The 17690-nt window shown below is 71.3% G+C and carries 19 protein-coding genes; 9 read left to right on the top strand and 10 right to left on the bottom strand.

Going from position 1 to position 17690, the window contains the following annotated elements; genetic code table 11:
* Positions 1-25: 25 nt before the first annotated feature.
* The gene (locus tag ABT288_RS16820) at positions 26-1264 is read right to left on the bottom strand and encodes a Mur ligase family protein (protein ID WP_351607799.1); all 1239 of its coding nucleotides are present in this window, start codon (positions 1262-1264) and stop codon (positions 26-28) included.
* A gap of 151 nt (positions 1265-1415) precedes the next feature.
* On the opposite strand from ABT288_RS16820, the gene def reads away from it, so the two are divergent.
* Complete coding sequence (gene def / locus ABT288_RS16815; RefSeq protein WP_351607796.1) at positions 1416-1955, top strand: peptide deformylase; 540 nt, start codon at positions 1416-1418, stop codon at positions 1953-1955.
* A 34-nt stretch (positions 1956-1989) separates the two neighbouring features.
* Here def and ABT288_RS16810 read toward each other — a convergent pair whose 3' ends face one another.
* Positions 1990-2634 (bottom strand): TetR/AcrR family transcriptional regulator, encoded by a 645-nt coding sequence (locus tag ABT288_RS16810; RefSeq protein WP_351607794.1) that lies wholly within the window; start codon positions 2632-2634, stop codon positions 1990-1992.
* A 170-nt stretch (positions 2635-2804) separates the two neighbouring features.
* On the opposite strand from ABT288_RS16810, the gene ABT288_RS16805 reads away from it, so the two are divergent.
* Positions 2805-4031 (top strand): acyl-CoA dehydrogenase family protein, encoded by a 1227-nt coding sequence (locus ABT288_RS16805; RefSeq protein WP_351607791.1) that lies wholly within the window; start codon positions 2805-2807, stop codon positions 4029-4031.
* On the opposite strand, the gene ABT288_RS16800 is transcribed toward ABT288_RS16805, so the two are convergent.
* The 3 genes from ABT288_RS16800 to ABT288_RS16790 are packed head-to-tail and all read right to left on the bottom strand — an operon-like array spanning position 4028 to position 6844.
* Complete coding sequence (locus tag ABT288_RS16800; RefSeq protein WP_351607788.1) at positions 4028-4549, bottom strand: cupin domain-containing protein; 522 nt, start codon at positions 4547-4549, stop codon at positions 4028-4030. The two genes, ABT288_RS16805 and ABT288_RS16800, sit on opposite strands and share 4 nt — an antisense overlap.
* Before the next feature lie 7 nt (positions 4550-4556).
* Positions 4557-5771: a cytochrome P450 gene (locus ABT288_RS16795; RefSeq protein ID WP_351607785.1), complete on the bottom strand. Its 1215-nt coding sequence runs from the start codon at positions 5769-5771 to the stop codon at positions 4557-4559.
* A 26-nt stretch (positions 5772-5797) separates the two neighbouring features.
* On the bottom strand, positions 5798-6844 hold the full coding sequence (locus ABT288_RS16790; protein WP_450859512.1) for a type III polyketide synthase: 1047 nt from the start codon (positions 6842-6844) through the stop codon (positions 5798-5800).
* Between the two features lie 184 nt (positions 6845-7028).
* Here ABT288_RS16790 and ABT288_RS16785 point away from each other — a divergent pair, with 184 nt between their 5' ends.
* A complete protein-coding gene (locus ABT288_RS16785; protein ID WP_351607783.1) occupies positions 7029-7685 on the top strand; it encodes a thiaminase II/PqqC family protein in 657 nt (218 codons plus the stop codon).
* A gap of 1 nt (position 7686) precedes the next feature.
* Here ABT288_RS16785 and ABT288_RS16780 read toward each other — a convergent pair whose 3' ends face one another.
* The 5 genes from ABT288_RS16780 to ABT288_RS16760 all read right to left on the bottom strand — a co-directional run bounded on the left by ABT288_RS16780 (position 7687) and on the right by ABT288_RS16760 (position 12417).
* The gene (locus ABT288_RS16780) at positions 7687-7920 is read right to left on the bottom strand and encodes a DUF6213 family protein (protein ID WP_351607780.1); all 234 of its coding nucleotides are present in this window, start codon (positions 7918-7920) and stop codon (positions 7687-7689) included.
* Between the two features lie 26 nt (positions 7921-7946).
* Complete coding sequence (locus ABT288_RS16775; protein WP_351607777.1) at positions 7947-9332, bottom strand: NADP-dependent succinic semialdehyde dehydrogenase; 1386 nt, start codon at positions 9330-9332, stop codon at positions 7947-7949.
* Positions 9333-9407: 75 nt separating this feature from the next.
* Positions 9408-9881 (bottom strand): NUDIX hydrolase, encoded by a 474-nt coding sequence (locus tag ABT288_RS16770; RefSeq protein ID WP_351607774.1) that lies wholly within the window; start codon positions 9879-9881, stop codon positions 9408-9410.
* On the bottom strand, positions 9878-11416 hold the full coding sequence (locus ABT288_RS16765) for an ATP-dependent DNA ligase (RefSeq protein WP_351607772.1): 1539 nt from the start codon (positions 11414-11416) through the stop codon (positions 9878-9880). Before ABT288_RS16765 ends, ABT288_RS16770 begins: the two co-directional genes overlap by 4 nt.
* Before the next feature lie 29 nt (positions 11417-11445).
* Entirely contained in the window at positions 11446-12417 is a 972-nt protein-coding gene (locus ABT288_RS16760) for an NAD(P)/FAD-dependent oxidoreductase (protein WP_351607769.1), read from the bottom strand.
* A 65-nt stretch (positions 12418-12482) separates the two neighbouring features.
* Between ABT288_RS16760 and ABT288_RS16755 the strand changes: the two genes are divergently transcribed.
* From ABT288_RS16755 to ABT288_RS16730, 6 genes are all read left to right on the top strand, one after another.
* Positions 12483-13058 carry a helix-turn-helix domain-containing protein gene (locus ABT288_RS16755; RefSeq protein WP_351607767.1) on the top strand — a complete coding sequence of 192 codons (576 nt, stop codon included), beginning with the start codon at positions 12483-12485 and terminating at the stop codon, positions 13056-13058.
* Positions 13059-13165: 107 nt separating this feature from the next.
* Positions 13166-14131 (top strand): NADPH:quinone oxidoreductase family protein, encoded by a 966-nt coding sequence (locus tag ABT288_RS16750; RefSeq protein ID WP_351607764.1) that lies wholly within the window; start codon positions 13166-13168, stop codon positions 14129-14131.
* The gene (locus tag ABT288_RS16745; RefSeq protein WP_351607761.1) at positions 14128-15309 is read left to right on the top strand and encodes an acyl-CoA dehydrogenase family protein; all 1182 of its coding nucleotides are present in this window, start codon (positions 14128-14130) and stop codon (positions 15307-15309) included. Before ABT288_RS16750 ends, ABT288_RS16745 begins: the two co-directional genes overlap by 4 nt.
* Positions 15306-16388: an acyl-CoA dehydrogenase family protein gene (locus ABT288_RS16740; protein WP_351607758.1), complete on the top strand. Its 1083-nt coding sequence runs from the start codon at positions 15306-15308 to the stop codon at positions 16386-16388. Before ABT288_RS16745 ends, ABT288_RS16740 begins: the two co-directional genes overlap by 4 nt.
* 117 nt (positions 16389-16505) lie before the next feature.
* On the top strand, positions 16506-17390 hold the full coding sequence (locus tag ABT288_RS16735) for a phosphatidylinositol-specific phospholipase C/glycerophosphodiester phosphodiesterase family protein (RefSeq protein WP_351607755.1): 885 nt from the start codon (positions 16506-16508) through the stop codon (positions 17388-17390).
* A 103-nt stretch (positions 17391-17493) separates the two neighbouring features.
* Positions 17494-17688, top strand: a complete 195-nt coding sequence (locus tag ABT288_RS16730; protein ID WP_055708577.1) for a hypothetical protein — start codon at positions 17494-17496, stop codon at positions 17686-17688.
* Positions 17689-17690 lie beyond the last annotated feature (2 nt).

Here is a 17690-nt window from a genome sequence, read left to right as displayed (position 1 = left end):
TGATCGCCCTTCGAGGATCAGAAGATCAGTTGCCGACGCGGCGGCGCAGGTCCTGGAACGCGGTGTAGTTCGCGATGACCTCGATCCGGCCCGGCGGGCACATCTGCACGGCCTGGTCGAGGTCGTCGCAGACCTGGAAGTGCTGGTTCGCGACCTCCAGACGGACGGCGAGGTCCAGCTTCCGGTCGCCGATCACGAAGATCGGGTGGCCGGTCAGCCGGGTGTAGTCGACGTCCCACAGCCAGGAGGTGTCGGTGCCGTCGGCGCCGCGGGCGTTCACGGACAGGATCACCGGGGCGGGCGGCGCATCGATCAGGGAGAACGTCTCCAGCCAGCCGGCCGGGTTCTTGGCCAGCAGCAGCCGCAGATCGCGGTTCAGGAACTGGACGACGTCATAACGCCCCGCGACGGCCTGCACCTGGTACATCCGCTCCAGGGCGACCTGCGGCGGCACCCCGAAGACGGCGGCGACGGCCGCGGAGGAGGCGGCGTTCGCCTTGTTGGCGCGGCCCGGAAGCTGCAGATGGATGGGCCAGGCGGACCCGTGCGGATCCAGCACGTGATCCCCGGACAGTGCCCAGGTCGGCGTGGGCCGGCGGAAGCCGCACTCACCGCAGAACCAGTCCTCGCCGGGGCGCTGCATCACGCCACCGCAGGACGGGCAGGACCAGGCGTCGTCCTTCCACATCTGCCCGGCCGCGACCCAGATCACATTCGGGGACGAGGAGGCGGCCCACACCACCAGCGGGTCGTCGCAGTTGGCGACGACGACGGCCTTGGATCCGGCCAGACCCTCGCGCCAGTTCTCGGCGAGCATCCGGGTCTCGGCGGCACGGTCGAGCTGGTCGCGGGAGAGGTTGAGCAGGGCGATGCACTTCGGGTCGGTGTCCCGGGCCACACCGGCCAGGTACTTCTCGTCGACCTCGATGACACCGAACTTGGCGTCCGAGCCACCCGCGAGCGCGGAGGTGATACCGGCCGGCATGTTGGCGCCCAGCGCGTTGGACACGACCGGGCCCGCGGCGCGCAGCGCCTCGGCGATCAGCCGGGTGGTCGTCGTCTTTCCGTTGGTGGCGGACACCAGGATGACGTCCAGGTTCTGCGCGAGCCGTCCGAGCAGGTCGGGGTCGAGTTTCAGCGCGACCCGGCCACCGATCACCGACCCGCTGCCGCGTCCCGCGGCGCGCGATGCCGCAGCGACCGCCTTGCCCGCGGTCACGGCCAGCTTGGCCCGCGGCGTGAGCGGGTCCGAGTTGCCTGCCATCAGTTCTCGATCCTCCTTGCGTACGCGCCGCGCCTGGGGCCATCCGGCAGCGTGGTGTGACCTCAGCCTATCGAGATCCGTTCGCACACCCGAATCCCGGCCCACGTCTTGAGCGGCGGGCATGGGCTGAACGAACCGTACCCTTGCCGCCATGCGACACGGTTCCATTCCGGGCGCCCACGGGCGCGTCCGGCCTCTCACCCTGCTCGGCGACGCGGCTTTGCGCGAACAATGCCGGGAAGTCACCGAATTCGGCCCCGAACTGGCGGCCCTCGTGCAGGACCTGTTCGCCACGATGTACGCGGCACAGGGGGTCGGTCTGGCGGCGAATCAGGTGGGGGTGCCGCTGCGGGTGTTCGTGTACGACTGCCCGGACGACGATGATATCCGGCATCTCGGACATGTGGTGAACCCGCGGCTGGTGGAGGCCGACGGGGTGGTGATCCGTGGGCCCGAGGGCTGCCTGTCCCTGCCGGGCCTGGAGGCGGGGACGGAGCGGTACGACCATGCGGTGGTCGAGGGTTTCACGGCGACGGGGGAGCCGGTCACCGTGCATGGCACCGGGTTCTTCGCGCGGTGCCTGCAGCACGAGTACGACCACTTGGAGGGCCGGGTGTACGCGGATCACCTGACGGGGTGGCGCAAGCGCAGACTGGCGAGGCGGGTCGAGCGAGCCGCATGGCACCGGTGAGGGGCAAACCCGGGGCTTGGGGCCGTGTCGCCCCTCAGAACCCCGGACCTCCCATCCTGTCCCCTGCAGCCGCAAGGCGACCCCACAACAGGTCGGCGAGGGACCGCACCAACTCGGCCCGGGAACAGGGCCGTTCCCCCAGCCACCAGTCCCCGGCGGCATGCATCATCCCGACGATCCCGTGCCCCCACACGCGGGCCAGCTGCTGACTCTCCGGACCGAGATCCACCCGCTCCTCGATGACCTGGGCCAGCTCCTCGCCCATCCGCCGAAGCAGCGGAGCCGAATGCTTGCCGACGTCGAAGCCCTGGTCCCCGCTCCCGCCCCCCTCCGCGGGGTGCATCAGGAACCGGTACACCTGAGGCCGTGCCTCGATCGCGGCGAGATACGTGTCCAGCGTCGACTCCACCCGCTCCCGCCGGTCCGCGGGAGCGTCCAGCGCCGCCCGCAGTGAATCGAGCAGCGCGTCCGTGTGCCGCTTGGCCAGAGCCGCGTACAGGCCGCCCTTGTCGCCGAAGTGGCGGTAGAGGATCGGCTTGGTGATCCCGGCTTCCGCGGCGATCGCGTTCATCGACGCCTGTGGGCCGTCGCGCAGCACCACCCGGTCGGCGGCCTCCAGCAGCTCGCGCCGTCGGCGGTCGGCGGACCGCTGCTGATCGGTCCGCTGTGTGGTGTCCATGTGCTCTCCCCACCCGTGCTGATTCGGTGACGCCTGCGCAAACTAACACTGACTGTGCCCCTGACATCGAACGGGATGCCGAGACGTCATCAGCGGTTGACTTTTCCTACCCGTCGGTAACAGACTCGGGTTACCGCTAGTAACATCGCACCGCCGCCGCTGGAGGGGACATGGCCGAGTTCACCATGGAGCTGAACGACGAACAGAAGGAAGTCCGGGACTGGCTCCATGGCTTCGCCGCCGACGTGATCCGCCCCGCGGCCGCCGAGTGGGACGAGCGCGAGGAGACTCCCTGGCCGGTCATCCAGGAGGCCGCGAAGGTCGGCATCTACTCCCTCGACTTCTACGCGCAGCAGTACTTCGACCCCACCGGCCTCGGCATCCCGATGGCCATGGAGGAGCTGTTCTGGGGCGACGCGGGCATCGCCCTGTCCATTGTGGGCACCGGCCTGGCCGCCGTGGGCGTTCTCGCCAACGGAACCGAGGAACAGATCGGCACCTGGATCCCGCAGATGTACGGCGACGTCGACGACGTCAAGGTGGCCGCGTTCTGCTCCTCCGAGCCCGACGCCGGCTCCGACGTCGCCTCCATGCGCACGCGTGCCGTCTACGACGAGGCCAAGGACGAGTGGGTGATCAACGGCACGAAGACCTGGGCGACCAACGGCGGCATCGCCAATGTGCACGTCGTCGTCGCCAGCGTCGACCCGGAGCTGGGCTCCAAGGGCCACGCGTCCTTCATCGTCCCGCCGGGCACGCCGGGCCTGGCCCAGGGCCAGAAGTTCAAGAAGCACGGCATCCGCGCCTCGCACACCGCCGAGGTCGTCCTCGACAACGTCCGCGTCCCCGGCTCCTGCCTGCTCGGCGGCAAGGAGAAGCTGGACGAGCGGCTGGCCCGGGCGCGGGAGAAGGCCGCGAAGGGCGGCGAGCGCGTCAAGAACGCGGCGATGGCCACGTTCGAGGCGTCCCGCCCGGCGGTCGGCGCCATGGCGGTCGGCACCGCCCGGGCCGCGTACGAGGTCGCCCTCGACTACGCCACGACCCGCGAGCAGTTCGGCCGGCCGATCATCGACAACCAGGGCGTGGCCTTCCAGCTGGCGGACATGCGGACACAGATCGACGCCGCCCGGCTGCTGGTCTGGCGTGCGTCCTGGATGGCGGTCAACGGCAGGCCGTTCACCGCGGCCGAGGGCTCCATGTCCAAGCTGTTCGCCAGCGAGACGGCGAAGAAGGTCACCGCCCAGGCCATCCAGATCCTCGGCGGCAACGGCTACACCAGGGAGTACCCGGTGGAGCGCATGCACCGGGACAGCGCGATCTACACGATCTTCGAGGGCACGAGCGAGATCCAGCGCCTGGTCATCGCCCGCACCCTCTCGGGCATGCCCATCCGCTAACGATGCCTGAGCGGCGTCAGCTGCTCGATGTCGTACTTGGCCCGCAGGGCCTCGATCGCCTGCTGGTCCGGCGGACCCCCGTTCCCCAGGATCTCCAGCAGCTCCTCGAAGTAGCGCTCGTGATCCGGTGGGGGAGAGGCCTGGAAGAACATCTTCGCCGGGGTGTCCGTCGGATTGGCGAACGCGTGCGGGCACCCCGGTGGTACGACGACGACCGTGCCCGGAGTCGCCCGTACCACCCGGCTGCCCGAACTCGACTCCCACCTCCGCCAGTTGTCGGGAGTGCGGATGCGCGGCTCGAAGGCGAGGACGTCCAGTTCGCCCTCCAGGACGTAGAACAACTCCTCGCTGCGCGTGTGCACATGGGCGCCCACGTCGAAGCCCGGCGGGACCTCCACCTCGAAGGTGGAGGCCATCCGCGAGTGCATGCCGGTGACCTTGAACGTCACCCGCTGGGCCGGTGTCTCGACGACACGGCCGTGGCCCGGCGGTACGTACAGTCCCTCGGTCTCCGTCATCGCCCACTCACCAGGTCACCGGAAGGGCCTCGGGACCCCGGATCAGCGCGCCCTTCTTGAAGGGCACCTTCTCCGGCGCCACGGCCAGCCGCAGGCCCGGAATCCGGTCCAGCAGGGCGTCCACCATGAGTTCCTCCTCCAGCCGGGCCAGCATGTTGCCGGGGCAGAAGTGCGGGCCGAAGCCGAACGAGACATGCGGGTTCGGGCTGCGGGAGAAGTCGATGGTCTCCGGGTCCGGGAAGACCTCCGGGTCACGGTTGGCGGCCAGGTAGGAGTTGTACACCGCGTCGCCCGCGCGGATCCGCACACCCCGGATCTCCACGTCCTCCATGGCGATCCGGGACAGGCCGACCGCGTTGCGGTGCGGGATCCAGCGCAGGAGCTCGTCGATCGCCTTGGGGCGGATCTCCGGCTCCGCGCGCAGCCGCTCCACCAGGTCGGGGCGGGTCAGCAGCAGATAGAACATCTGCCCGCTGTTGTTGGTGACCGCCTCGCCGCCGATCTGCAGCAGCCCGGCGAGCCCGACGGCTTCCTCGAGCGTCACCTCGCCCCGGCCCACCGCGGCGCCGAGCAGCGAGGTGACGTCCTCGGCCGTGCTGTTCTCGCGCAGCCCGATCAGGTCCGAGAAGTAGGCGGCCATCTCCCGTTTGGCCTTCTCGCTGACCTCCTTGCCGTTGGAGGAGGACAGGATGAGCTGGGTCCAGGTGTGCATGGTGTGCCGGTCGGCGGCCGGGACGCCCATCATTTCGCAGATCACCGCGATCGGGAACGGGCTGAGGATCGTCGCCGTGAGATCGGCGGGCGGGCCGTCCTGGAGGAGTTCGTCGACCAGTTCGTCCAGCATGGCGCGCGCCTTCTCCCGCACCCGCTCCACGCCCTTGGCGGTGAACGCGGCCGCCACCGAGCGGCGCAGCCGGGTGTGGTCGGGCGGGTCGAGGAAGCCGACCGCGCCCGGGTCCGGGATGAAGTGCGGGGCCAGCCGGGTGACCGGCTTCTTCATGACCTCCTCACGGCTGAAGCGTGGGTCGTTGGTCACCATGCGCACGTCGTCCATCCGGGTCACCAGCCAGGCCCAGCCCTCGCCGTTGGGCAGCTGGATGCGGGTGACCGGTCCTTCGCGCATGAGCTCTCTCAGCACCGGGTCGAAGTCCGTCCCGGTGAGGTCGAGCGCCGGCCAGTGCCGGATCGGGGGCAGGGTCTCGGTGAGCGTCTCTTCGGTCATGCCGTACTCGAACCGTCTCTCGGTCGTCAGCTGCGCCAGCGGCCCAGCGCCATTTCCGCGGTGATGCCGGGTCCGAACCCGGCGAGGAGCCCGCGCGCCCGGTTCTGCGCGCCGCCCTCGTCGAACATCCGGCGCAGCGCGTCCAGCACGACGCCGGAGGCGATGTTGCCGTACTCGGTGAGGGTGGCCCGGCTGAACCGGAAGGCGTGCGGGTCGACCTGGAGGAACTTGCTGAGGTCGTCGAGGATGCGCGGCCCGCCGGCGTGGACGATGTAGAAGTCCAGGTCGGACGCGTCCCAGCCGTGCATGCCCGCGAGGTCCTGCAGTGCCGGGGCCAGCGGCTCCATGGTGGCTGGCACCCGCTTGTCGAGCAGGAAGTGGAACCCCGTCGCCCGGACGTCGTACATGATCCACTCCTCGGTCTTCGGGATCAGGTACGAGCCGTTGCGTTCCAGCTCGACGCCGGTGCCGCCCTTGCCGCGGACCACGGCGGCGGCTATGCCGTCACCGAACAGGCCGTTGGAGAGCAGCGAGCCCACGCCCAGGTCGGTGGGCTGATAGCACAGCGAGCAGAACTCGCAGGCCACGATCAGCGCGTTGGCGTCGGGGTAGGCCGTGCAGAAGTCGTGCGCGCGGTTGATCGCCGCGCCGCCGGCCGCGCAGCCCAGCTGGGCGATGGGGAGCTGTCGGGTGGTCGGGTCGAAGTCCATCTCGTTGATCAGCCACGCCGTGAGCGAGGGCATCATGAAGCCCGTGCACGAGACGTAGACGATCACGTCGATGTCGTCGGTGAGGAGTTCCGCGTCGTCGAGCGCCCGCTGGATCACCGCGGGGACCCGGGCCTTGGCCTCGGCCTCGTAGAGCTTGTTGCGCTCCTCGAAGCCGGGATGCTTCAGGGTCTCCTCGATGGGCTGCACGATGTGCCGTGTCCTGACGCCCGTGTTCTCTATCAGCCGCAGTGCGAGCGGCAGTTGGGGGTGGTCCGCGTGGCGGGAGCGCGCCAGCTCCAGCGTCTCCTCCATCGTGATCACGTGTTCGGGAACCGACACCGAGGGTCTGCACAAAGTCGCCATGAACCGTGCCTGCTTTCGCCTTCCGGAAGGCTTGCGCCCGCCGGTCAGAGGGTCGTTCACCTCAAGGGGTGGTTCACCCACGATCACTCGACCCGGCGACGATCTCGCGCCGAACTACTCCAGACCGGGGACACCGGCATCGGGGCCGGGTAGGAATCCGCGTGTCCACGGGAGGGAGAACACCATGACGGAAGCGGCCAGGAATCTGCTGCAGACGACCACCACGGCACTCGCCCCCGACCCGGGCGCCAACCCCTTCGTCCCCCTCGTGGAACGCGGCGAGGCGCCTCCTGGGGCCCTAGCCCGCCTGGCCCTGGAACAGCAGTGGGTGATCCCCGCCGACCGCCGCTCCTTCGAGCACCTGGCCGCAAGCGCCGACACCGCCTCTGCGGCCTTCTTCACCACGCTCGCGACCGGCGAGGAGCTGGCGGCAGCCCATCTGGAGGGCTTCGCCCGGGCCTGCGGGGTGACCGAGGAGCGCGCCCGCGCCTACGTCCCCCTGGCGGGTTGCCAGGCCTACCCCGCCTACGTCTCCTGGCTGGCCCTCAACGCCTCCCCGGCCGACGTCGTCGTCGCCCTCACCGCGAACTTCTCCGCCTGGGGCGACTACTGCGCCCGCATCGCGCAGGGCCTGCGCACGCACTACGGCTTCGGGGACGCCGCCTGCGCCTTCTTCGACTTCTTCGCCCAACCGGCCCCGGACCTGGACGAACAGGCGACGGCGGCGGTGCAGGCGGCCCTGGACACGGGCACCTTGACCGCGGACCGCGCACACACCTACGGAAGCCTGCTCCAGACGTACGAGGGGATGTTCTGGCTGACGGTGGGACAGGCGACCTGACCTAGGGGGCCCCGCTGCTGTGCGCGATACAGGCCACATCGATGCGATCCGCGAGCTTGGCCAGCTCGATGGTCAGAGCAGCGACCGTATCCTCGTCCAGCCCCTGTTCCCCGGCCTCGACAAGCCGCAGCCACCGCCCGCCCACGGTCCGCAGCAACTTACTCACGTCGGCCGCGGCCACCTGCAAGGTACCGCAGTCGTCGACGATCAGAGGCAGGGTCACTTCGCGGTTCACAAAAGGGGATGGTAGCCGCGCGGCGCTCACGCACCCTGCCAAACCGTGGTGATGTTGCAGAACTCCCGGATTCCGTGCCCGGACAGCTCACGGCCGTACCCGGACCGCTTGACCCCGCCGAACGGGAACGCCGGATGGGAGGCGGTCATGCCGTTGACGTACACGGAGCCGGCCTCCAGGTCGCGGGCGAACCGCTCGATCTCGCTCTCTTCCCGCGTCCACACGTTCGAACTGAGGCCGAACGGCGAGTCGTTGGCGATCAGGATCGCCTCGTCCAGGTCTCCGGCCCGGTACAGCGTGGCCACCGGCCCGAACGCCTCCTCCCGGTGGATGCGCATCTCGCGGGTGATACCGGCGAGCACGGTGGGCGGGTAGAACCAGCCCGGACCGTCGGGGCGCTCGCCGCCGCACAGCACCTCGGCCCCGGTGCGCCTGGCGTCGTCGACGAGTTCCTCCAGATCGGCCCGGCCGCGCTCGCTGGCGAGCGGGCCGATGTCGGTGTCCTCCTCCAGGGGGTCGCCGGTCCTGAGCGCCTTCATGCCGGCGACGAACTTCTCGGCGAAGGCGTCGTGGACGTCGGTGTGCACGATGAACCGCTTGGCGGCGATGCACGACTGCCCGGTGTTCTGCGTCCGCGCGGTGACGGCGATCCGGGCCGCCCGGTCCAGGTCGGCGGAGGGCATCACGATGTACGGGTCGCTGCCGCCCAGCTCCAGCACCGTCTTCTTGATCATCTCGCCGGCGGTGGAGGCGACCGCCCGGCCCGCCGGCTCGCTGCCGGTCAGGGTGGCCGCCTTGACCCGTTCGTCGCGCAGGATGTCGTCCACCGCCCCCGAGCCGATCAGCAGCGTCTGGAAACAGCCCTCCGTGAAGCCCGCCCGGTGGAACAGGTCCTCCAGGTACAGGGCCGTCTGGGGGACGTTGGAGGCGTGCTTGAGCAGGCCCACGTTGCCCGCCATCAGCGCGGGCGCGGCGAACCGGATCACCTGCCACAGCGGGAAGTTCCACGGCATCACCGCGAGCACGGGCCCCAGCGGCCGGTACCGCACCCGCACCCGGGACGCGCCGGAATCCCGTACGTCCGCCTCGGCGGGCTCCTCGTCGGCCAGCAGACCCTCGGCGCGTTCGGCGTACCAGCGCATCGCCTTGGCGCACTTCGCGACCTCCGCGCGGGCCTGCTTGATCGGCTTGCCCATCTCCGTGGTCATCATCCTGGCGGCTTCCTGCTGATCCTCGTCCAGCAGGCCGGCGGCCTTGTTCAGCAAGCGGGCGCGGTCGGCGAACGTGGTCGTCCGGTAGGTGCGGAACGTGGCCTCGGCGAGCTGGAGCCGGCGTTCCAGCTCTTCCTCGCCCATGGGCTCGTACGTCTTGAGCGTCTCGCCGTTCGCCGGGTTCACCGTCGCGATGGGCATGGCTGACCTCCCTGGGAGCGGGCTTATTCAGACCTTCGCGCGCGGTACGGCCCTCCGCAACGCGTGCTACCCCCTTCAGCCCGAGTGCTCCGCCAGCCGGTCGAGAAACGCGGTCTGCGCCGCGATGATCAGCGCACGCGCCCGGTCCAGGCCGAGCCACTCCACGCGGTCCAGCTCCGGGAACTCGCGCACCCGGCCGGACCGCGGCGGCCACTCCATGGAGAAGGTGCCGGGGCTGAAGCCGCTCAGGTCCGGGTCCGCCTCGACGGCCCACGCCGTGACGACCTTGCCGTTCTTCTGCGCCACCTCGCCCAGCGGTACGGCCTTCCCGTCGGGCGGCGCCAGCCCCAGTTCCTCCTGGAACTCGCGCCGGGCGGCCTCCCAGGCGGGCTCGTCGGGGTCGTACTCGCCCTTGGGGACGGTCCACGCCCCGGCGTCCTTCTTCGCCCAGAGCGGACCCCCCATATGGCCCAGCAACACCTCCAGCCCCTCGTCGCTGTGCCGGAACAACAGCAGTCCCGCGCTGCGCTTCGTCGCACGGACCGTCATGGCCTGACCTCCGGGTGGGCCGCGAGCAGGGCCTCCACGGTATCGGCCTCCTCGGGCCGTTTGTCCTCGCGGTAGCGGACCACGCGGGCGAAGCGCAGGGTGACGCCGGCCGGGTAGCGGGTGGAGCGCTGCAGACCGTCGTAGGCGATCTCCACGACGAGCTCGGGGCGGACCCGGACCACCCAGCCGTCGTCCTCCACGGCCAGTTCCCGGAGCCGCTCGGTCTGCCAGGCGAGCATCGCGTCGGTCATGCCCTTGAAGGTCTTGCCGAGCATGGCGAAGCCGCCGTCCGGGGTGCGGGCACCGAGGTGGAGGTTGGAGAGCCTGCCCGTACGGCGGCCGTGGCCCCACTCGGCGGCCAGCACGACGAGGTCGAGGGTGTGGACGGGCTTGACCTTCAGCCACGCGGCGCCGCGCCGGCCCGCGCTGTACGGCGCGTCCAGCGCCTTGACCACCACGCCCTCGTGACCACGGGCCAGGGTCTCGGCGAGGAACCGTTCCGCCTCCGCGATGTCCCCGGGCCCGGAGGCGACCGTCCGGCGCACCCGCATCGGCTCGGGCACCAGCTGGGCCAGCCGAGCGTGCCGCTCGGCGAAGGGCAGGTCCAGCAGATCGGTGCCGTCGACCGACAGGACGTCGAAGAAGACGGGGGAGACCGGGGTCTCCTCGGCGGCCTTCGCCACGTCCGTGCGGGAGCCGACCCGGCCCGACGTCTCCTGGAAGGACCGGGGCCGGCCGGCCGCGTCGAAGGAGATCACCTCGCCGTCCAGGATGAACCGCTCGCCCCGCAACTCCCGTGCGGCGGCGGTCACTTCGGGCAGCCGGCCGGTGATGTCGTCCAGGGTGCGGGTGTGCACCCGGACCAGGTCGCCGTCCCGGTGGACCTGCACCCGGATGCCGTCCAGCTTCTCCTCCACCGCGCAGGCGCCCAGCTTCTCCACCGCCTCCGCGACCGAGGACGCGCTGTGCGCCAGCATCGGCAGCACCGGGCGGCCGACGGTGAGCCGGAACCTCTCCAGAGCCCCGGGCCCCTCGGCGAGCAGGGCCTGGGCGACCGTCTGCAGCGACCCGGCGAGCATCACCGCCCGGCGTACGGCGGCCGGGCCGGCGCCCGTCGCCTGGGCGAGGCCCTCCACCGCGACCGCGTCCAGCGCGCCCTGCCGTACCTCGCCGGTGAGCAGACCGAGCAGGAAACGCTGTTCCTCCTCGGTGGCCGCGCCCATCAGCTCGCCCACCAGCCGGACCCGCTCCGCCTGCGAGCCCGGCCCCGACACCTTGCCGAGCTCGCCGAGCAGGGCGTCGACCTCCAGGACCGTGAGCGTGGGCTCGCCGGCCGGGGGGACCGGGCGGCTCAGCACCTTCCAGCCGACGCCCAGCCGGCCCTGCGGCAGCCGCCCTGCCAGGTACGGGATGACGATCGGCACGTCGTCCGCCTCCGCCTCCCGGAACAGCTCCGCGAGCAGCGCCGTCTTGCGGGACCGGGCCGCCGTCGCGGCGACCTCCCGGGACACCTGGGCCAGCCGGGTCAGCAGCATGCAGTCATCGTGCACCGGGGGAGCGGCGGCTACACCCGGACGGCGGCGTCGAGATCGGCGAACAGCAGCTCCCCGTTGATCGCCGCCCCGGCCCGGTACCCCCGGCTCGCCGCGTTGATCACCTGTTCGGCGAAGCCGCTCGCGTTGCCCGCCGCCCAGAGGCCGGGCACGGTCGTCAGGCCCCGCTCGTCGATCACCGGGTAGGCGCCGAACGGCGTCTCGCGCAGCTCGGCGCCCAGCCGCACCAGCAGGTCGTTGTTCGGTACGGCGCGCGGGGCGGCGTACAGGACCTGTCGGTCGTGGACCGTGCCGTCTTCGAGCCGGACCCCGGCGAGCCGGTCCTCGGCGACGAGGAGTCCCGCGACCCTCCCGGGTACGACCGTGACCCCGGCGGCGGCCAGCCGGCGCAGGTCGTCGTCCGTCAGCTCCGACTCGCTCACCTCGTGCAGGAACAACCGCACGTCCTTCGACCACTGGGTGACCATGAGCGCCTGGTGCACGCTCAGCGGCGACGTCGCGAGCACCCCGGTCGGCAGGTCGCGGGCCTCCCAGCCGTGGCAGTACGGGCAGTGGATCACATCCCGGCCGAACCGCTCGGCCAGCCCGGGGACGTCCGGCAGCTCGTCCTTCAGGCCCGTGGCGATCACCAGCTGCCGGGCCCGGACGGTCCCTCCGCTCGCGAGTACGACCGTGAAGTCCTCGTCCCTGGCCGCGTCCACGACCCGGTCCCGGACCAGCTCCACCCCGTACCGGGCGATCTCCTCGCGCCCGACGGCCAGGAACTCGGCCGGTGCCATGCCGTCGCGGGAGAGGTAGCCCTGCATGTGCGCGGACGGCGCGTTGCGCGGCTCGCCCGCGTCGACGACCAGCGTGCGGCGCCGGGCGCGGCCGAGGACCAGCGCGGCGGACAGCCCGGCGGCTCCGCCGCCGACGACGACTACTTCGTACCTGTTGTTCTCGGTCCTGTTCCCGGTCCTGTTCTGGGTCCTCTTCTGGGTCATGGGGCGACCGTCGCCCGACGCCTGCGGGATTGACAAACGTATTTGCCGTTCCTGCAATAGGGGGCATGAGCACAGACGACGTTCTGGCCGAAGTGGGACCCCGGCTGCGCCGCATCCGCAAGGACCGGGAGGTGACCCTGGCGGCGCTGTCCGAGGCCACCGGCATCTCCGTCAGCACCCTCTCCCGGCTGGAGTCCGGCCTGCGCAAGCCCAGCCTCGAACTGCTGCTGCCGATCGCCCAGGCCCATCAGGTGCCGCTGGACGAGCTGGTCGGGGCGCCGCCGGTGGGGGACCCCCGGGTCCGGTCCGAGCCGATCGTGCGGGGCGGGCGCACCCACTGGCCGCTGACCCGCCAGCCCGGCGGCCTGCAGGCCTACAAGGTGCTGGAACCGAAGCGCAGGCAGGAGCCGGACCCGCGCACCCACGAGGGCTACGAGTGGCTGTATGTGCTGTCCGGGCGACTGCGGCTGGTCCTCGGCGAGCACGACGTGGTGCTGTCGGCGGGGGAGGCCGCCGAGTTCGACACCCGCGTGCCGCACTGGTTCGGGTCGACGGGGGAGGGGCCGGTGGAGTTCCTCAGCCTGTTCGGGCCGCAGGGGGAGCGGATGCACGTACGGGCGCGGCCGGCGTCCCGGAAGTGACCGACACGACGCGCACCTGGGTGGGGCCGACTGTTCCCTGATCGGCAAGCGACCGCTTAGTATGCCGTCGGACCCGGTCAGACGAAGCAGTCCCGTGGAGGCCCCGCATGCAGGCATGGCAAGTGCACGAGAACGGCGAGCCGAGTGAGGTGATGCGCCTGGCGGAGGTGGAGCGGCCCGTGCCCGCGGACGGCCAGGTGCTGCTGCGCGTGCGCGCCGCCAACATCAACTTCCCGGACGCGCTGCTGTGCCGGGGCCAGTACCAGGTGCGCCCGCCGCTGCCGTTCACGCCCGGCGTGGAGATCTGCGGCGAGACCGAGGACGGCCGCCGGGTGATCGCCAACCCCGCGCTGCCGTACGGCGGTTTCGCCGAGTACGCCCTCGCCGACGCCCGCGCCCTGCTGCCGGCGCCCGAGGCGCTGGACGACGCCGAGGCCGCAGCCCTGCACATCGGCTACCAGACCGGCTGGTTCGGCCTGCACCGCCGGGCCCGCCTGGAGGCGGGCGAGACCCTGCTGGTGCACGCCGCCGCCGGCGGTGTCGGCAGCGCCGCCGTCCAGCTCGGCAAGGCGGCCGGGGCCAGGGTGATCGGTGTCGTCGGCGGCGCGGACAAGGCCGCCGTGGCCCGCGAGCTGGGCTGCGACGTGGTGGTCGACCGCCGCTCCGAGGACGTGATCACGGCCGTGAAGGAGGCCACCGGCGGCCGGGGCGCCGACGTGATCTACGACCCCGTCGGCGGCGAGGCCTACGCCCAGTCCGCCAAACTCGTCGCGTTCGAGGGCCGGATCGTCGTGGTCGGCTTCGCGAGCGGCACCATCCCCAGCCCGGCCCTCAACCACGCGCTGGTGAAGAACTACTCGATCCTCGGCCTGCACTGGGGCCTGTACAACACCAAGAACCCCAAGCTCATCCTGCGCTGCCACGAGGAACTGACCGAACTGGCCGCCCGGGGCGCGATCAAGCCGCTGGTGAGCGAGCGGGTGCCGCTGGGCGAGGCCGCCGCGGCCGTGCAGAAGGTGGCGGACGGCCGGTCCACCGGCCGGATCGCCGTGGTGATGGAGGGAGCAGCATGACCGACGCCGACGAACTGCGCCGCCGCACACGGGAGTTGCTGGTCCAGCATCCCCCGGCGAGCACTGACCGCCTGGACTTCCTCAGGGCCCGCTTCGACGCCGGCCTCGCCTGGGTGCACTACCCGGAGGGCCTCGGCGGCCTGGGCGCGCCCCGCCACCTCCAGGCCGTCGTGGACGCCGAGCTGGAGGCCGCCGGTGCCCCCGACAATGACGCGCGCCGCAACGGCATCGGACTCGGCATGGCCGCGCCGACCATCCTGAAGTACGGCACGGAGGAGCAGAAGCAGCGCTATCTGCGGCCGCTGTGGACGGGGGAGGAGGTCTGGTGCCAGCTGTTCAGCGAGCCCGGTGCCGGCTCCGACCTGGCCGCGCTCGGCACCCGTGCCGTGCGGGAGGGCGACACCTGGGTCGTCAACGGCCAGAAGGTCTGGACGTCCGGCGCGCACAACGCCCGCTGGGCCATCCTCATCGCCCGCACCGACCCGAGCCTGCCCAAGCACGCCGGCATCACCTACTTCCTCTGCGACATGACCGACCCCGGCGTCGAGGTCCGGCCGCTGCGCCAGATCACCGGCGAGGCCGAGTTCAACGAGGTCTTCCTCACCGACGTCCGCATCCCCGACTCCTGCCGCCTCGGCGAGGTCGGCGACGGCTGGCGGGTCGCCCAGACCACGCTCAACAACGAACGCGTGGCCATCGGCGGCATGCGGCTGCCCCGCGAGGGCGGCATGATCGGCCCGGTGTCGAAGACCTGGCGCGAACGCCCCGAGCTGCGCACCCACGAACTGCACCAGCGCCTGCTGAAGCTGTGGGTCGAGGCCGAGGTCTCCCGCCTCACCGCCGAACGCCTGCGCCAGCAGCTCGTCGCCGGCCAGCCCGGCTACGAGGGCTCCGGCATGAAGCTCGCCTTCGCCCGCCTCAACCAGGAGATCAGCGGCCTGGAGGTCGAACTCCGCGGCGAGGAGGGCCTGTCGTACGACGACTGGACCATGCGCCGCCCCGAGCTGGTCGACTTCACCGGCCGCGACGCCGGCTACCGCTATCTGCGCTCCAAGGGCAACAGCATCGAGGGCGGGACCAGCGAGGTCCTGCTGAACATCGTCGCCGAGCGGGTCCTCGGCCTGCCCGCCGAGCCGCGCACCGACAAGGACGTCGCATGGAAGGACCTGGCCCGATGACAAAAGCGCCGGACCTGCTGTACTCCGAGGAGGAAGAGGCGCTGCGCGCCGCCGTCCGCGACCTCCTCACGGACCACTGCGCGCCGGCGGACGTCATCGCCCGCGTCGAGTCGGACACCCCGCACGACCTAGCCCTGTGGAAGTCCCTCGCCGAGGGCATGGGCCTGGCCGGGCTCCTGGTGCCCGAGGAGCAGGGCGGCCAGGGCGCCTCCGCCCGCGAAGTCGCCGTCGTCCTGGAGGAGTTGGGGCGAGCGGTCGCTCCGGTGCCGTATCTCACCAGCGCGGTCGTGGCCACCGAGGCCCTGCTGGCCTGCGGTGACGAGGAGCTGCTGGGGCAGCTGGCCTCGGGGCGCACCATCGGCGCCCTCGCGGTCGGCCTGCACGCGGCTCCGGGCGCCGCGTTCAAGGCCGTACGACGCGACAACGGCCTCCTGCACGGGGAACTGACCGGGATCGCCGACGCGGCCGTGGCCGACGTCCTGCTCGTCCCGGCCGACGACGGCGGCCTGTACGCCGTGACCGCGGACGCCGCGACCGTCACCCCGCAGATCTCCCTCGACCTGACCCGTCCGCTGGCGACGGTACGGCTGGACGGCGCTCCCGGCCGCCGCGTCGGCGACGCCGAACCCGCCGTACGACGTGCCCTGCGTGCCGCCGCAGGACTGCTCTCCTCCGAGCAACTCGGCGTCGCCGACTGGACGTTGACCGAAACGGTCCGCTATCTGAAGGAGCGCAAGCAGTTCAACCGGCCGGTCGGCGGATTCCAGGCGCTCAAGCACCGGCTCGCCCAGCTGTGGCTGGAGGTCGTCAACCTGCGGGCCGCCGCGCGTGCCGCGGCCGACGCGCTGGCCACCGGTGAGGACACGGACGTCTCGGTCGCCGTCGCGCAGGCGTACGCGTCGCCCGTCGCCGTCCACGCGGCCGAGGAGGCGCTGCAGCTGCACGGCGGCATCGGCATGACCTGGGAGCATCCGATCCACCTGTATCTGAAGCGGGCCAAGGCGGACTCCATCGCCTGTGGCACGGCGGGGGCGCACCGCGAGGCACTGGCCGGGCTGGTGGATCTCCAGGGTCCCTGACCACCGGTGGCCGCAGGTGAACAGAGGACGAACTCCCCTCTGTGCACAGGCAGTTGGCTGTAGAGCGAACGCATACTCCCTTGAGGGTTCCATCCGGCACCTCAAGGGAGTATGCGCATGGCCCTCACCACTCGTCGCAGAGCCCTCACCACCCGTCGCAGAGCCCTCACCACCCTCGGCGCCGCCCTCGCCGGCGCGGTCGCCCTGCCCGCGTCGCAGGCCAGGGCGGGCACCGCACGGCGCGGTCCACACCCGCTGTGGAACGCCCACGCCCACAACGACTACGAGCACCCCAGGCCGCTGTTCGACGCGCTCGACCACCGCTTCAACAGTGTCGAGGCCGACATCTTCCTCGTCGGCGACCAGCTCCTCATCGGACACGACAGCTCCGAACTGGACCCGTCCCGCACCCTCGAATCCCTCTACCTCGACCCGCTCGCCGCCCGGGTCCGGGCGGGCCACGGCTCGGTGTACCGGGGCTGGCGCCGGCCGCTGCAGCTCCTGATCGACATCAAGACCGAGGGCTCCTCGACGTACCTCGAACTCGACCGCCGGCTGCGCCGCTACCCGCACCTGTTCACCCGGTACGCGCACGGCCGCGTGCATCCCCGTCCGGTCACCGCCGTCATCTCCGGCGACCGCGCCGCCCGCATCCCCATGGAGGCGCAACAAGAACGGCGCGCCTTCTACGACGGCCGGCTCACCGACCTCGGCACCGCCGCCCCGGCCACCTTCATCTCGCTGATCAGCGACAACTGGACGCAGAACTTCACCTGGTCGGGCGAGGGCGCGTTCCCCGACGCCGAGCGGCAGAAGCTGCGGAGCATCACCGCCGCCGCGCACGCGCGCGGGCAGCAGGTGCGGTTCTGGGCCACCCCGGACGCCGCGGGCCCGGCCCGCGACGCCCTGTGGGCGGAACTGCTGGCCGCCGGTGTCGACTACCTCAACACCGACGACCTGGCCGGCCTGGAGAACTTCCTCGACACCCACCCCACCGCGTAGAACCACACGTTTGGGGGACACGTCAGCCGACCGGACGAACCCTCCGCTACGCCACACTTGCGGCCGAAACGCCACTCATGGGGTGTGGCGGAGGAGGTTCCTGGTGGTCATTCCCGTCTCTGCGGTCGTGTTGCTCCTGATCCTGGCCGTGATCTTCATTCGCAACTGCTCGCTGAAGATCTCCCACGCCCTGGTCTGCATGCTGCTCGGCTTCTTCCTGGCCGGCACGAGCATGGCGCCCACCATCCACAGCGGGCTCATGACCACCGCCGACCTGGTGAGCAGCCTGCGGCCCTGAGG

Source organism: Streptomyces sp. NPDC001093 (assembly GCF_040298985.1).
Lineage (GTDB): Bacteria > Actinomycetota > Actinomycetes > Streptomycetales > Streptomycetaceae > Streptomyces.
The sequence above is the reverse complement of the archived record's forward strand: the minus strand, read 5'-3'. Positions and strand labels throughout refer to the sequence as shown.

Bases quoted from the DNA above. Each gene is read 5' to 3' on its own strand.
- ABT288_RS16820 (WP_351607799.1), bottom strand. From the start codon at position 1,264: ATGGCAGGCAACTCGGACCCGCTCACGCCGCGGGCCAAGCTGGCCGTG.
- ABT288_RS16785 (WP_351607783.1), top strand. From the start codon at position 7,029: ATGACGGAAGCGGCCAGGAATCTGCTGCAGACGACCACCACGGCACTC.
- ABT288_RS16735 (WP_351607755.1), top strand. From the start codon at position 16,506: ATGGCCCTCACCACTCGTCGCAGAGCCCTCACCACCCGTCGCAGAGCC.
- ABT288_RS16805 (WP_351607791.1), top strand. From the start codon at position 2,805: ATGGCCGAGTTCACCATGGAGCTGAACGACGAACAGAAGGAAGTCCGG.
- ABT288_RS16775 (WP_351607777.1), bottom strand. From the start codon at position 9,332: ATGCCCATCGCGACGGTGAACCCGGCGAACGGCGAGACGCTCAAGACG.
- ABT288_RS16740 (WP_351607758.1), top strand. From the start codon at position 15,306: ATGACAAAAGCGCCGGACCTGCTGTACTCCGAGGAGGAAGAGGCGCTG.
- ABT288_RS16810 (WP_351607794.1), bottom strand. From the start codon at position 2,634: ATGGACACCACACAGCGGACCGATCAGCAGCGGTCCGCCGACCGCCGA.
- ABT288_RS16760 (WP_351607769.1), bottom strand. From the start codon at position 12,417: ATGACCCAGAAGAGGACCCAGAACAGGACCGGGAACAGGACCGAGAAC.
- def (WP_351607796.1), top strand. From the start codon at position 1,416: ATGCGACACGGTTCCATTCCGGGCGCCCACGGGCGCGTCCGGCCTCTC.
- ABT288_RS16800 (WP_351607788.1), bottom strand. From the start codon at position 4,549: ATGACGGAGACCGAGGGACTGTACGTACCGCCGGGCCACGGCCGTGTC.
- ABT288_RS16770 (WP_351607774.1), bottom strand. From the start codon at position 9,881: ATGACGGTCCGTGCGACGAAGCGCAGCGCGGGACTGCTGTTGTTCCGG.
- ABT288_RS16755 (WP_351607767.1), top strand. From the start codon at position 12,483: ATGAGCACAGACGACGTTCTGGCCGAAGTGGGACCCCGGCTGCGCCGC.
- ABT288_RS16795 (WP_351607785.1), bottom strand. From the start codon at position 5,771: ATGACCGAAGAGACGCTCACCGAGACCCTGCCCCCGATCCGGCACTGG.
- ABT288_RS16765 (WP_351607772.1), bottom strand. From the start codon at position 11,416: ATGCTGCTGACCCGGCTGGCCCAGGTGTCCCGGGAGGTCGCCGCGACG.
- ABT288_RS16790 (WP_450859512.1), bottom strand. From the start codon at position 6,844: ATGGCGACTTTGTGCAGACCCTCGGTGTCGGTTCCCGAACACGTGATC.
- ABT288_RS16745 (WP_351607761.1), top strand. From the start codon at position 14,128: ATGACCGACGCCGACGAACTGCGCCGCCGCACACGGGAGTTGCTGGTC.
- ABT288_RS16750 (WP_351607764.1), top strand. From the start codon at position 13,166: ATGCAGGCATGGCAAGTGCACGAGAACGGCGAGCCGAGTGAGGTGATG.